The sequence below is a fragment of the Desulfotignum phosphitoxidans DSM 13687 genome (assembly GCF_000350545.1).
Classification (GTDB): Bacteria; Desulfobacterota; Desulfobacteria; order Desulfobacterales; family Desulfobacteraceae; genus Desulfotignum; species Desulfotignum phosphitoxidans.
In genome coordinates this window covers 1-13,288 of sequence record NZ_APJX01000003.1, presented here as the reverse complement: position 1 = coordinate 13,288, position 13,288 = coordinate 1, and the positions used below count along the sequence as shown (strand labels likewise).

14 protein-coding genes and 1 pseudogene are annotated in these 13,288 nt (G+C 53.4%); 3 read left to right on the top strand and 12 right to left on the bottom strand.

The window, feature by feature from the left end; all coding sequences use genetic code 11:
• Nucleotides 1–38: 38 nt before the first annotated feature.
• The 10 genes from DPO_RS07515 to DPO_RS07475 are packed head-to-tail and all read right to left on the bottom strand — an operon-like array spanning nucleotide 39 to nucleotide 7,765.
• The gene (locus DPO_RS07515; RefSeq protein WP_006965197.1) at nucleotides 39–605 is read right to left on the bottom strand and encodes a DNA-3-methyladenine glycosylase I; all 567 of its coding nucleotides are present in this window, start codon (nucleotides 603–605) and stop codon (nucleotides 39–41) included.
• Nucleotides 606–658: 53 nt separating this feature from the next.
• Nucleotides 659–1,465, bottom strand: a complete 807-nt coding sequence (locus DPO_RS07510) for a ComF family protein (RefSeq protein ID WP_006965196.1) — start codon at nucleotides 1,463–1,465, stop codon at nucleotides 659–661.
• A complete protein-coding gene (icd, locus tag DPO_RS07505; protein WP_006965195.1) occupies nucleotides 1,414–2,640 on the bottom strand; it encodes an NADP-dependent isocitrate dehydrogenase in 1,227 nt (408 codons plus the stop codon). Before icd ends, DPO_RS07510 begins: the two co-directional genes overlap by 52 nt.
• Nucleotides 2,641–2,664: 24 nt before the next feature.
• A complete protein-coding gene (gene rlmB, locus DPO_RS07500) occupies nucleotides 2,665–3,417 on the bottom strand; it encodes a 23S rRNA (guanosine(2251)-2'-O)-methyltransferase RlmB (protein WP_006965194.1) in 753 nt (250 codons plus the stop codon).
• Nucleotides 3,410–4,006 (bottom strand): guanylate kinase, encoded by a 597-nt coding sequence (gene gmk / locus DPO_RS07495; RefSeq protein ID WP_006965193.1) that lies wholly within the window; start codon nucleotides 4,004–4,006, stop codon nucleotides 3,410–3,412. The genes rlmB and gmk overlap by 8 nt, the downstream gene beginning before the upstream one ends.
• A 2-nt stretch (nucleotides 4,007–4,008) precedes the next feature.
• Nucleotides 4,009–4,281: a DUF370 domain-containing protein gene (locus DPO_RS07490; RefSeq protein ID WP_006965192.1), complete on the bottom strand. Its 273-nt coding sequence runs from the start codon at nucleotides 4,279–4,281 to the stop codon at nucleotides 4,009–4,011.
• A gap of 46 nt (nucleotides 4,282–4,327) precedes the next feature.
• Complete coding sequence (locus DPO_RS07485) at nucleotides 4,328–5,209, bottom strand: YicC/YloC family endoribonuclease (protein WP_006965191.1); 882 nt, start codon at nucleotides 5,207–5,209, stop codon at nucleotides 4,328–4,330.
• Nucleotides 5,206–5,748 (bottom strand): DUF4416 family protein, encoded by a 543-nt coding sequence (locus DPO_RS07480; protein ID WP_006965190.1) that lies wholly within the window; start codon nucleotides 5,746–5,748, stop codon nucleotides 5,206–5,208. Before DPO_RS07480 ends, DPO_RS07485 begins: the two co-directional genes overlap by 4 nt.
• Nucleotides 5,745–5,918, bottom strand: coding sequence for a Trm112 family protein (locus DPO_RS24500; RefSeq protein WP_006965189.1), 174 nt, complete (start codon nucleotides 5,916–5,918; stop codon nucleotides 5,745–5,747). The genes DPO_RS07480 and DPO_RS24500 overlap by 4 nt, the downstream gene beginning before the upstream one ends.
• A gap of 17 nt (nucleotides 5,919–5,935) precedes the next feature.
• Complete coding sequence (locus tag DPO_RS07475; protein WP_051069357.1) at nucleotides 5,936–7,765, bottom strand: ABC transporter ATP-binding protein; 1,830 nt, start codon at nucleotides 7,763–7,765, stop codon at nucleotides 5,936–5,938.
• Between the two features lie 65 nt (nucleotides 7,766–7,830).
• Here DPO_RS07475 and DPO_RS07470 point away from each other — a divergent pair, with 65 nt between their 5' ends.
• Nucleotides 7,831–9,105 carry a 3-deoxy-D-manno-octulosonic acid transferase gene (locus tag DPO_RS07470; RefSeq protein WP_006965187.1) on the top strand — a complete coding sequence of 425 codons (1,275 nt, stop codon included), beginning with the start codon at nucleotides 7,831–7,833 and terminating at the stop codon, nucleotides 9,103–9,105.
• A gap of 3 nt (nucleotides 9,106–9,108) precedes the next feature.
• On the opposite strand, the gene DPO_RS07465 is transcribed toward DPO_RS07470, so the two are convergent.
• Entirely contained in the window at nucleotides 9,109–10,182 is a 1,074-nt protein-coding gene (locus DPO_RS07465) for a hypothetical protein (RefSeq protein WP_006965186.1), read from the bottom strand.
• A 257-nt stretch (nucleotides 10,183–10,439) separates the two neighbouring features.
• Between DPO_RS07465 and DPO_RS07460 the strand changes: the two genes are divergently transcribed.
• Both DPO_RS07460 and DPO_RS07455 read left to right on the top strand, forming a co-directional pair.
• Complete coding sequence (locus tag DPO_RS07460; protein WP_006965184.1) at nucleotides 10,440–11,621, top strand: cystathionine gamma-synthase family protein; 1,182 nt, start codon at nucleotides 10,440–10,442, stop codon at nucleotides 11,619–11,621.
• A gap of 251 nt (nucleotides 11,622–11,872) precedes the next feature.
• Entirely contained in the window at nucleotides 11,873–12,616 is a 744-nt protein-coding gene (locus DPO_RS07455) for a glutamine ABC transporter substrate-binding protein (protein ID WP_006965183.1), read from the top strand.
• A 398-nt stretch (nucleotides 12,617–13,014) separates the two neighbouring features.
• Here DPO_RS07455 and DPO_RS07450 read toward each other — a convergent pair.
• Nucleotides 13,015–13,288: pseudogene (locus tag DPO_RS07450) on the bottom strand (ISNCY family transposase); the annotation flags it as partial.

The window sequence follows — 13,288 nt, the reverse complement described above, 5'->3', positions numbered from 1 at the left end:
GGACTTTTTTAGTATGGTACGCCATGACGTACGCATTGTCAAAGCTTTTTCACCTCCTGATGCCGGAAACACGACACCAGATGATCGTTCACCATGCCCGTGGCCTGCATATGGGCATAGATGATGGTGGAGCCCACAAACTTGAAACCCCGCTGTTTCAGGTCTTTGGAAAACGCGTCCGATTCTTTGGAGGTGGCCGGTATCTGGTCCACTGAAGTATAGGTATTGACCTTTGGCCGGCCGTCCACAAACTGCCAGGCATACTGATCAAAAGACCCGAACTTGGTCTGGATGTCCAAAAACACTCGGGCGTTGCTCACGGCGGATGCCACCTTGAGCTTATTGCGGATGATGGCCTTGTTCTGGAGCAGGTCTGCGATCCGTTCCGGCGTGAACCGGGCCACTTTGGCCGGATCGAAATCGGCAAACGCTTTGCGGTATCCTTGCCTTCGCTTGAGAATGGTCAGCCAGGACAGCCCGGCCTGGGCCCCTTCCAGGATCAGAAATTCAAAGATCTTGTTGTCATCATGCACGGGCACGCCCCATTCCGTGTCATGGTACTTGATATATATCGGATCTTTCAGACACCAGTCACAGCGCTGCATATTTTCCTCCTGTGTCACAAAATTACAAAAAAAAATTAATATATCCGTCCGGATCAGGCCCGGGCCAGCACCAGGACATCCACCCGGACCGCGCCCCCAGCCAGCAGAGCCCGGGCTGCTTCATTGCTTGTGGCCCCGGTGGTGTACACATCATCCACCAGTAAAATGCCGGCATTTTTCACCCGGGCCGGGTCCGGAACCTGAAACGCGTTCTTTAAATTGTTTTTCCGTGCGGCAATGTCCAGCCCGGTTTGAGAATGGGTGTACCGGACCCGTTTCAATACGGAAGCATCCACCTGCCACCCCGGACGCGCGCCATAATGTCGCTCATATGTGTCGTAAAGCCGGCGTACCAGGAGCAACGACTGGTTGAATCCTCTTTGCCGCAGTTTTTTCGGGTGCAGGGGCACGGGCACAATCCAGTGGATTTCCGTGTCCCTGAAATATCGATCCAATGCATTGAACATCAGGGAATCAAAAAACGGGGTCAACGACAGCCGGGCGTGGTATTTGAACAAAGGAACGATCTCAGGCACCAGTCCCTGATAGGCCAGGGCCGCCCGGACCCGGTGAACCACGGGAGGGTCTGTGAGGCAGGTTTCACAAACATGGGTGTCTCCCGTGTCAAACATATGGCCGCATATCCGGCAATAAGGGGGCTCGAATGCTGGAAGTCCTCTGGCGCGACACTCTGCACAGAAAAAAGCCGGCTCTGAAAAATCAGGTTCCTTCGAAACGGGCAGCAATGCCCGGCAGTTGAGGCACATGTCCGGAAACACCAGTGCCCCAACCCTTTGAACGGTTTTTTTCAGGCTGTTACAAACAGGTTTTCCATGACGATCCGTGAAAATCCGGAACATGATACCGCCTTTGCCCCCGGGATCTGGTCTGCCAGATCCGATGTGACCTGTCCTCCTGCCAGGGCCCGGCCCACGGCCCGGCGCACGGCATCTCCGGCCGCGTGCCACCCCAGATGATCCAGCATCATGGCCCCGGACAGCATCAGGGAACAGGGATTGGCCGCATCTTTACCGGCAATGTCCGGGGCTGTGCCGTGGGTGGCCTCAAACACAGCGCAGGCATCCCCGATATTGGCACCCGGGGCCATTCCCAGCCCGCCCACCTGGGCGGCCAGGGCATCGGAAATATAATCTCCGTTCAGATTGGGACAGGCAATGATATCATACTGGTCCGGCTTGAGCAACACATCGGCGAACACCATATCCGCGATCCGGTCTCTGACCACCACATGGCCGTCCGGCACCACACCTTCATATCTGGCGTACAGCACATCCTCAGTGATCATCCGGTCTCCGAAACAGTCAAATGCCGCTTCATACCCCCATTTGCGAAACCCGCCTTCCGTGAATTTCATGATATTGCCCTTGTGCATCAGAGTCACACTTTTGCGGTTGTTTTCCAACGCGTATTCACACGCTTTTTTAACCAGGCGCCGGGTGTTTTCCGGTGACATGGGCTTGAGCCCCAAAGCGCTTGATTCCGGCAGATTGCAGTTCAGACGGGTTTTGAGCATGTGCATCAACTGCCGGCACTCCGGGGTGCCGGCTTCCCATTCCATGCCGGCATAGACATCTTCCGTGTTTTCCCTAAAAACCACCATATCCACTTTTTCCGGGTGTTTCACCGGACTGGGCACGGGGGGATAATACTTGACCGGCCGGATACAGGCATACAGGTCCAGTTCTTTTCGCAACCGGACGTTCAGGCTTCGGATGCCTTTTCCCACGGGCGTGGCCAAAGGACCTTTGATGGCGACTTTCAAATTCCGGATGGTTTCAAGCGTCTGATCCGGAAGCCAGTGTCCGGTTTCTTTGAAACTGGCTGCACCGGCCGGCACCGGGACCCAGTCAATTTTTTTTTCTTCTCCAAATACGGCATTGACGGCCGCATCCAGCACAATCCGGGCATTGGGCCAGATGTCGGATCCAATGCCGTCGCCTTTTATACAGGCCACTGACGGATAATCCGGCACCTGCCATGTTCCGTTGGAAGTAATTGAAATAGGTTGCTGCATGATAATTTGAGTTATTCCTTAAATTTAATTGACAATTTTCTGGCGCAGGGCCTCGTACATGGCCATGGCCCCGGCCACTGACGCATTCAAAGAGGTGACCGGACTTTTAATGGGAATGGAAATGACAAAATCGCACACTTTAAGCACGCCCGGACGAACCCCTTTGTGTTCCCCGCCCACCACCAGGACCAGATTTCCGGTCAAATCCGCCTGGTGCAGCAACGTGCTGCCTGCGGCATCCAAGCCGGCCACCCAGGCGTTGTGTGTTTTAAGGGTCCGGATGGTTGACGCGGTATTGGTGACCACAAAAATGGATGCATGCTCCATGGCACCGGCCGAAGCCCGGGAAACCCCGGGACCGGGCAGTGCGGACCGGTCTTTGGGAATTACGATATAATCGATTCCCGTGCACAGGGCCGTGCGGATCAGTGCCCCCACATTCTGGGGGTCTTCAATCTGATCCAGAATCAATGCGTGAAACGGGAGTTGTCTTTGGGCAATCTGTGCCATGAGCTCCGGTTCACGAAATACGGGAAACAAGGTGGCCCGGGCCGCAATCCCCTGGTGAACCCCGCCCCGGGCAAGCGCATCCAGCTGCCGGGTATCGGTGAAGGACACGGGAATGCCGGCTGTTTTTGCCGCAGCCATGACAATGTCCTTGCGGCGGCCCGACAGTTTCTTGAACAGATACAGGCCTTCAAACCGGCGGCGTCCGGCTTTCAGGGCTTCAACCACGCTGTGAAACCCGAAAAGGATTTCCATGCCCGGCTCAGACATTGCTGGATTTCCGCTTGTTTCCGGCAGATGTGATCTCCTGGTCGAAAATGGCACACAATTGATCCGCCGCCGTTGTCAGATCATCATTCTTCACCACATACTTATAAAGATGGGTCAACGCGATTTCCTTTTTGGCGTTTTCCAGACGCAGGGCAATGGTTTGCGCACTGTCCGTGCCCCTTGTTTCCAGACGTTGGCGCAGCACCTCAATGGACGGGGGCAAAATAAAAATCGTAACCGGATCCAGGCCGGCATCCATGACCTGCCGGGCCCCCTGGACATCGATATCCAAAAGCAGGCTGTTCCCGGCTGCCAGCTGTTTTTCCACAAACGCCCGGGAAGTGCCGTAATAATTCCCATGGACCCGGGCCCATTCCAGCCATTCTCCCGCCTGGATCATTTGGGTGAAGTTTTGTTCTGTGACAAAAAAATAATCTTTGCCGTCGATCTCTCCGGGCCTGGGCGGGCGCGTGGTGTGAGACACCGAATACGACACCCCGGGAAACCGGACCATGACCTGTTGAATTAACGTGGTTTTACCGGCCCCGGAAGGCGCGGAAATCACAAACAATTGGCCGTTTTGTTTCATAATCATTTTTCCTGGGCCTGTTCCGGGTTCCGGATCAAGGTTTCAAACCGGGAGGACAGGGTTTCCGCCTGAATGGCCGATAGAATCACATGGTTGCTGTCCGTGATGATAATGGCCCGGGTTTTTCTGCCATGGGTGGCATCGATGAGACGGCGGTCATCTTTGGCCTCATCCTTGAGGCGTTTCATAGGACTGGAATTCGGGGTGAGAATTGTCACCACCCGGTCCGCCACCACGGTATTGCCGAAACCGATGTTCAGCACGACCTGTTCCATACTTGTTCCTGTGCGCTCGGCCGCGACAGGTTTCTTTTTTTTAATATTACTCAATGTTCTGCACCTGTTCCCGGATTTTTTCCAGTTTTGATTTCAGTTCCACCACCATGTGAGACAACGCCGCCTGACCGGCCTTGGATCCAATGGTGTTGAACTCCCGGTTGAATTCCTGGATCAGAAAATTCAGGGTCTGGCCCTGGGATCTGTCCGCATTCATTGTTTTCCTGAACTGATGGATATGGCTTGAAATCCGGACGATCTCCTCGGACACGTCACTTTTATCCGCCAGTATAGCCACTTCCTGGGCCAGACGGACGGGATCGATCTCTCCCTGGTCTGCCGTGAGTCTGGCCAGCCGGTCTTGAAGCCGTTTTTTATACAGCACGGGGATGTCACCGGACAGAGATTTTAGCTGATCCATCTGATCTTCAATCTCTGTGATCCGGGCCATCAGGTCCTGGTACAGGTTTTCCCCTTCGGCCCGGCGCATCCGGTCCAGATCCCGGGCCGCCAGATCCACAGCTTCAGACACCACTTGGGCCAACAGGGCCTGGTCCGGATTTTCCACGGCCGGCACAATGATATTTCTGGCAGACAGCACATCCGCCAGTTCCGGTTCCCGGGAAAGCCCCAGATGATCGGTGATCTGTTTCAACGCTTTAAAATAGCTCAATGCCTTTGCTTCATCCACGTCAAACCCGTTCTCCCGGGAGCCTTCATCCTGGATCGTGACCCGGATTTCCATCCGTCCCCGCTGGTGATACCGGGTTGCAATCTTTTTGATTTCCTCTTCCAGCCCCTGGCAGGGTTCAGGCAGGTACACAGCAAAATCCAGGTGCCTGGAATTATAGGATTTGATCACTGCTTCGGCCGTGATCAGATCCTTTGTATGGACCGCTTTGGCAAACGCGGTCATGCTTTTTATCATGACAGACTCCTTTTGACTGCTTTTAAATCCAGCAGATATTTGTCCCGGACCTGTTCCAGAAAACGAACGATCTCTTTGGACCGGTAGTCCGGATAGGTCCAGTCTAAGGGAACAAACTGTTTGCCGACATACATCAGGGTCAGATCCGCGTACATGTGATCCCCGATATAAATCCGGTGGGCATAGTCTTTGCCCGTGGCCAGCACAAACCGGGAGGGCAGCAGATAGCCCGGATCGATATTGATCCGGCGCTGTTGATCTTTGACAAACTGCTGCTCCACGGCATTGGTGGCCTGTTTGATTTTTGACAGATCCGCCTGATCCACCAGGGACTTGAACGCCAGAATCCGCCTGAAAAGCGGGTGCCCCATTTCCTTGTGATAATAAGTTGTAAAATCGAAATCCAGCCATCGGGACACCAGGTCCACGGGACCGCCGATGGTTTCCAGCAAAGGAAACACGGATTCAAACAGCGGTTTTTCCTTCATGAACACGGACATCACCAGCTTGGCCGGATCCGGCATTTTGGGCACACTCATGGCTTGATGGGTTTGGCCTCTTCCACCAGCATGATGGGGATGTCGTCTTTGATTTCATACAACAGACCGCAATCGTCACAGATCAATCCGTCTTGTTTTTCTGTCAACCGGATCTGGTTTTTGCATTTGGGGCACACCAGAATGTCCAGCAGTTCCTTGGAAATACCCATATCCCTCTCCTTATGATTCACTGGTTTTTATTTTCAGGTTCCTGGGGAAAATAGAGCGGCCCGGCCGGTCCATTTTCCGGGTGTTCGGCCGTATTTTTTGCCGCCATCTGCAGCACTACCAGATCATAAAACGCGCCTTTGCTGGCCATGAGTTCATCCGAGGTGCCCTGTTCCAGAATGGCCCCGTCTTTGAGCAGCACGATCCGGGACGCATAATCAATGGTGGACAGCCGGTGGGCAATGACAAAAGATGTCCGACCTTTCATCAGGTTTTCCAGGGCTTTCTGCACCACTTTCTCGGCCTGGGAATCCAGAGCGGATGTGGCTTCATCCAGGATCAGCACGGGCGCGTCCTTGATCAGGGCTCTGGCAATGCAGATGCGCTGCTTTTCTCCACCGGACAACCGGGAACCCAGTTCCCCGATCAGGGTGTCGTACCCTTTGGGGAATCCAGTGATGAACTCGTGGGCATAGGCAGCCTTTGCCGCGGCTTGGATCTCTTGATCCGTGGCATCCATGCGGCCGTAACGGATATTGTCTTTCACGGTTTCGTTGAACAGAATGGGTTCCTGGGTCACAATGGAAATATGGTCCCGCAACGACTGAACGGACAGGTCCCGGACATCGATACCGCCCACAGTCACCCGGCCGGATGTCACATCATACAGCCGGGGAATCAGGTTCACCAGGCTGGTTTTACCGCCCCCGCTCATGCCCACCAGGGCCAGGACCTCCCCGGGGGCAGCCGTCAGGTTGATATGATTAAGGGCCGGGTTTTCATCGGGCCCATAACTGAAACACACATCGTCAAACGCCACAGATAGTGCCCGGCCGGAAAGCATCTGCGGATCAGGGGCTTCTTTGATGGTCTGGTCTTCTTCCAGCACATCGAAAATCCGGGAAGCCGCGGCCACGCCTTCCTGGATGGTATTGTTGAGCTTGGAAATTTTTTTCACGGGATCATACAGCATCATCACGGCCGTTAAAAAAGAAAAAAAGATGCCGGGTGTGGACGTGCCGTTGATGACCCGCATGCCCCCGAACCAGATGATAAAGGCGATACCCAGGCCCCCTAGAAACTCCATGACCGGCGAAGACAGGGCCTTGGCAATCACTTTTTTCATTTCCAGTTCAAACAAAAGCCGGGTCTTTTGTTTGAACCGCTGTTTCTCAAACGCCTGGAGATTGAAAATCTTGATGATCTTGCTGCCCGTAAATGTCTCGTGCAGAAATGAGTTCAACTCCGCCATGGTTTCCTGGGTCCCCGTGGAAAACTTTCGGACCCGTCTACCGAAAATCAGAATCGGATAAAACGCCAGGGGCAGCACCACAAAAGCGCCTAAGGCCAGCTGCCAGTCCCGGTAAAAAATGACAAACAAAAAAGCGATCACGGAAAAAAAGTCCCGGAATATATTGACCACGGCCGTGGAAACCATGCCCTTGACAATATTGACATCATTGGTGATCCGGGACATGAGCGCGCCTGTTTTTTCCTTGTGGATAAAGGCCAGGGGCAGATCCGTGATCCGGTCGTACAGCGATTCCCTGAAATACCGAATAATGCGCTCGCCAATGTAGTTCATCAGGTATTCCGACCCGAACGTGCCCACGCCTTTGAGAAAAAACACCAGCACGGCCAACGCCGGAATCAGCATGAGCATGTCCCGGTCCTTTGCCACAAAAATATCATCGATCACGGGTTTGACCAGAAAGGCCATGGACCCGTTGGCAGCCGCCACCACGATCATGCACAGGGCCGCAACAATCAGGTATCCCTTGTGCTGAAATATCAGTTCCAGAATTTTTCTGCGGCGTGATCCGGACAGACCGGCAAGTGTTTTATCCATAAACCTTATATCTTTGGTTCCAGCCCTATTGTCAATCTTAAAAAAACATGCGAGCATAGGCTCCCATGACAAAGATCGCCTTTATACCCGATTTTATGGGATTTTACAACATGCTCTGGGCCGCGGCCCTGCCTTTTTTGCGGCGCCACCCCCGACTGGCCCGCACCTTTGCCCAGCGGACCGATCCATCCCATCTAAATCCCGCTGATGTCTGGATTCAGGCGGCATCTGCCGGAGAAGCCCTTCTGGCCGCCTGCCTGGTTCAGCATTTTTCCCCGGACCGGCCCGTGCGGATATTGATCACCACCACCACGGATCAGGGCATGGAAATTCTGTGTTCAGAACTTGAAAAAAAACCGGTGTCCGCCAAAGTGTCCATATCTGTGGCATGGTTTCCCTTTGATATGCCTTGGGTGGCGGCCCGGGCCGTTGAGACGGTCAACCCCAAAGTGATGGTACTGGTGGAAACCGAGCTCTGGCCGGCCCTGCTGCATTTTCTGAACCGCCGGCACACCCGGGTTGTGGTGGTAAACGGGCGCATGTCTGTCAAAAGCCGCCGGGGGTATGGGATGACAAAATTTTTATGGTCGAACATCGGTTTACATCAGATCCTGGCTGTTTCCGATCCGGATGCCGGAAGATTCCGGGAGGTGTTTGACGGGGCAAGGGTATCCGTGATGCCCAATATCAAGTTTGAAACCCTGGCTCCTGAGGCCCCTGAAATACCCACATCCGTGTCAACGGACATCTTTCCCTGCCCCTGGCCCGTGTCCGTGTTTGCCTCCATCCGCCGCCAGGAAGAAACGCAGGTGCTTAAAATGATTCATACACTGTTACATCAGTTCCCCGGGCAGGTGATGGCAATATTTCCCAGGCACATGCACCGGCTCGGATTCTGGAAACGCCGGTTGAAAAAAACCGGGGTAAAGATTTATCTCAGGTCTGAACTGGCATCTCCTCCGGCTGAACCGGGCATTATCCTCTGGGACCGGTTCGGTGAGATGCGCCATGTTTTCAGATATGCCCATGCCGTGTTCATGGGCGGCAGCCTGAAGCCTTTAGGAGGCCAGAATTTTTTAGAACCCTTGCTCCAGGGGGCCCCGGTTGTCACGGGACCGTTCTGGGACGATTTTTTCTGGGTGGGAAAAAAGGTGTTTGACACCGGGCTGGTGCAAAGAAAAAAAAACTGGCAATCTGCGGCCCATGCCATGGTGTCACTTTTGAAACATCCGGAAGATCGTCACTGTCGGCAGCAAAAAGCGCATGCGTATGTGGCGGCCCGGTCCGGCGGCGCAGACATGGCATGTCAATCCATTCTGGCGGCATTGTGTGATGATTAAAATTCAGGACAAAGGCCGGACCAGATCCTGAATCCGGCCGGTGCGGGTGATATCAAGAAAGGTCTCTCCGAGATTCCGGCTCAAATCGGCCACTGTTTCCCAGGCATCCACCCGTTTGGCATCCTGTCCTTTTAAACGGATGAAATCCTTTCTGTCCGGAATCCGGCCAAAGGGAAGCTGCGATATAAACCGGTCCGAGGGGGCCACCAGAATCATCCGGTCGGTCACAGCACCGGTCACCCGGCGGCCGGGATGTTTTTTGTCAAACCACCCGGCAATGAGATGGGGATAAAAATGGGGATACAGGACAAATCCTTTATGGCCCGGGGTCAGGGCAAAGGCGGGATGATAATCCAGAATCCCGCCGTCTCTGTACATGCCTGAAGGCGCACCGGCAATATCTGTCACCCCTTCCATGACATAGGGAATGGCACCGGATGCGGTCAGAGCGGACTGAAAATTACCGGGTGCCAGGGGCACACACCGGGTGGGAAAACCGGAAAAATCCACCCCGCCGGTATCAAACCCGTCATGGTGAAACACGACCCGCTCCAGATACAGGCGGTTCAGGTTCCGGGACATCCGGTTCAGCATGGCACCGGCGGCAACACCCAGGATCTGGGGGATTCTGTGTCCGGAAGCCAGCAGATACCGGCACCGGACCGCTCCGAACGCGATGCGCAAAAAAGGATGGTCCAGAATCTCATTCACCCGGGCCGGGTCCAGAAACGAAGCCATGATCCGCCCGGATTCCCGTGACACCTGGGCCGGGGTCACCCGTCCCTGATAGTACTGGTGGATATACGCATGTTTCAAGGCCGACAAGGCCCGCACGGGATCATTTTGAGCGGCTGCGGCAAATTTCCAGGCCCCGATGGACGTGCCCAGCACGGGCAGCGGGTCTTTGCGGTGTGCAAACCAGCGTGAAAACAAGGCCGCATCCAGGCCGTAAATCACCAGCCATTTGGCAGCCCCTGAAGCCCCCAGCACCAGGTCGATATCATTGGGCGACAATCCGTTTTTCCTGATATGTCTGTATGCCGTGCGGCCGGCAAAAATCACCAGGTCATCGGTCATGTCATTCATCCTTATGTTCAGCCAGTCATGTGACCCATTCATGGGTTCTGCGTCATTACCGGCGGGTACTATAGCATTGTGCCATTTTCGATACAATGCCCGGCTGACTCAAGATGGAGGAAAAAAATGATTGACCGGCATGATGCACAGCCCCATCCGGATATGCTGGACTTTGCCCCCCAAAAACAGTATAACCCCGGTTGCTGTTTTGAACGGACCATAAAAATAACACAACTTAAATATCGTAAGGAGAACGGATGAACAATCCTGTACATAAGGATACCCAGTCGGTCTGGGGCGGAGAGGAACAATCATGGATGCAGGGCGCCACCCAGGTACCCGTGGTTCACAGTGTGTCTTTCGGATACCGGGATATGGATGAATGGATGCAGGTGGCCAAAGGAGAAAAACCCGGCCACATCTATGGCAGAAACACCAATCCCACGGTCCAGGCGTTTGAGGAAAAAGTGCGGCTCCTGGAGGGAGGACAGGCCGCCACCAGTGCGGCCACGGGCATGGGCATCATCAGCAGTGCGTTGTTCGGGCTGCTTGGGTCCGGGGACCGGGTGGTATCCATTAAAGACACCTATGGCGGGACCAGCAAGCTGTTTTTTGAATTTCTGCCCCGGTTCCAGGTGAATACCACGCTGTGCGATACCGCGGATCATGCAGCCATTGAAACCGAAATTGCCAAAGGCTGCAAACTGGTGTATCTGGAAACCCCCACCAACCCCACCATCAAGATTTTGGACCTGGAACGGCTGACTGCCGCAGCCAAAAAAACCGGTGCCATTGTGATTGTGGACAACACCTTTGCCACCCCCATCAACCAGAACCCCCTGCAACTGGGGGCCGACCTGGTGCTCCACAGCGCCACCAAATTTCTGGGCGGCCATGCCGATGCCCTGGGCGGGGTGATCTGCGGGAATAAAGACCTGGTTGAAAAAATCTATCATTTCCGGGAAATCAACGGGGCCACCCTGCATCCCATGGCCGCATATCTTTTGCTCAGAGGCATGAAAACCCTGCATCTTCGCGTGGCCCGGCAAAACCGGAGCGCCCTGGAAATCGCCCGGTTTCTTTTCGAACATCCGGCTGTGGGCCGGGTCTATTATCCGGGCCTGGAAACCCATGACAATTATGAGATCGCATGCAAACAGATGCAGGGGTTCGGGGGAATGCTCAGTTTTGAATTAAAGGAAAACACTTTGGAAGCCGTCAAACGGCTTCTGCCCCGGCTCAGATTTGCCCATGCCGCCGCCAACTTAGGCGCCGTGGAAACCCTGGTGGGCATGCCGGCCACCACCAGCCATGTGGAATGCACGGCCCGGGAGCGGGCCGCCATGGGCATTCCCGAAGGCCTAGTCCGGTATTCCACGGGCATTGAAGACACCCGGGACCTGATCGCGGATCTTACGCAGGCCCTGGAGGGCATATAGCCGGGTTCTTATGCAAACAGGCCCCCCGCAAATCCCGGGCCGGGCACAGGACACCTCCAGGGGCGATTCTTGGGACAGAGTGCTGCTCAGATCGATTGAAAACCTGGTATGCTTATGGCAAATATCCAGCCTGTGTAAAAAATCCTTGACAATCGTCAGGGATTTTTTTTATGACATAACTGTCACGCTATTAAAACAGTTGTCACATTATTTATGATTTCGTGTTTAACAACCTGAAAAAGGAGGGAAAAATGACAAAATTTTTCAAATCGTTCCTATGTGCCATCATCTGCTCATTTATCGCTTTGGGAACCGTCCATGCAAAACCGCTGATCGTGGGAGTTGATGCCAATTTCCGGCCCTTTGAGTTCAAAAATGAAAAAGGGGAATTCACCGGATTTGATGTGCAGCTTTTTGATGCCATTGCCAAGGACCTGGGGCTTGACTATAAATGGCAGACCATGGATTTCAACGGCATTATCCCGGCTTTGCAATCCAACAGCATTGATGCAGCCATAGCCGGTATCACCATCAAGTCTTCTAGAGAAGAAGTGGTTGATTTTTCCTATCCCTACTATGATGCCGGCCTGGTCATACTGGTCCGGGAAGACAATGACGACATAAAGACCATTGACGATCTTAAAGACAAAAAAGTGGCCACAAAACTGGCCACCACCAGTGTTGATTTTTTAAAATCCCAGAATATTACAGATGTCAAACTGTTTCCCAATACCGACAACCTGTTCATGGAACTGCTCACCGGCGGTGTGGATGCAGTTTTCTTTGATTCCCCGCCCCTGATGTATTATTCCCAGAACCAGGGAAAAGGCAAAGTCAAGGTTGTGGGCCCGCTGTACCAGGGCCAGTCCTACGGCATCGCCTTCCCCCAGGGCAGTGAGTTGAGGGAAAAATTCACCATCACCATTTTAAAATTCAAGGAAGACGGCACCTATGCCAAACTGTATGAAAAGTGGTTTGGCGCGCCGTCAAAATAACCGTCAGCGCTGATTATAAAACACCTGACACCGAAATTATATCTTAAGGGCAGGGTCAGGCCTGCACGATAAAACAGGCCTGACCCTGCCCGACAACACCTGATCCAGAAACTGCGTATGCTAAAGATATGATGTTAGGTAAAACGCTGCATCAAAAACAGGCATATACAGAGAAAAGCAGAATTTAGTTTCCGCTTTTCTCTTATTTAGTGGCTGGCCGGAAACCCCGATTTTGAGATTTTCCGGGGCACATGCCTGACAAAATTTTCAATTGTTGGTCCTCCTGCTATCACAAACCGGGGAAAGTGCTTTCATGATAGTCGTTTTTTGACGACTTTCCCATTTTTCGGGCACACCTGTAGTGTTTGACGTGCTGTTTTTGATGCAATGGCCTGTTTTTAAGCGGCTTTGCGCTGTTCAAACCGTTGCAGCTGTTTCAATCCTTTTTGTTGTATATTATGCCCCATGATCTGGAGGTTTCTTGCCAGAACAGACAGGCCCACGTATCTTTTAAATCCTTGAATACCATGATCCGGGCATCTGTCCAGACCATGATTTTCCAACCCGTTTATAGCCGATTCAACCGCTGAATGTTTCTTTAAAACGAATAAATCCTTTGCTGTTTCTTCTTCACATTCAGCCTTGTTGCATCTGCCTTTTTTCGGGAGCACC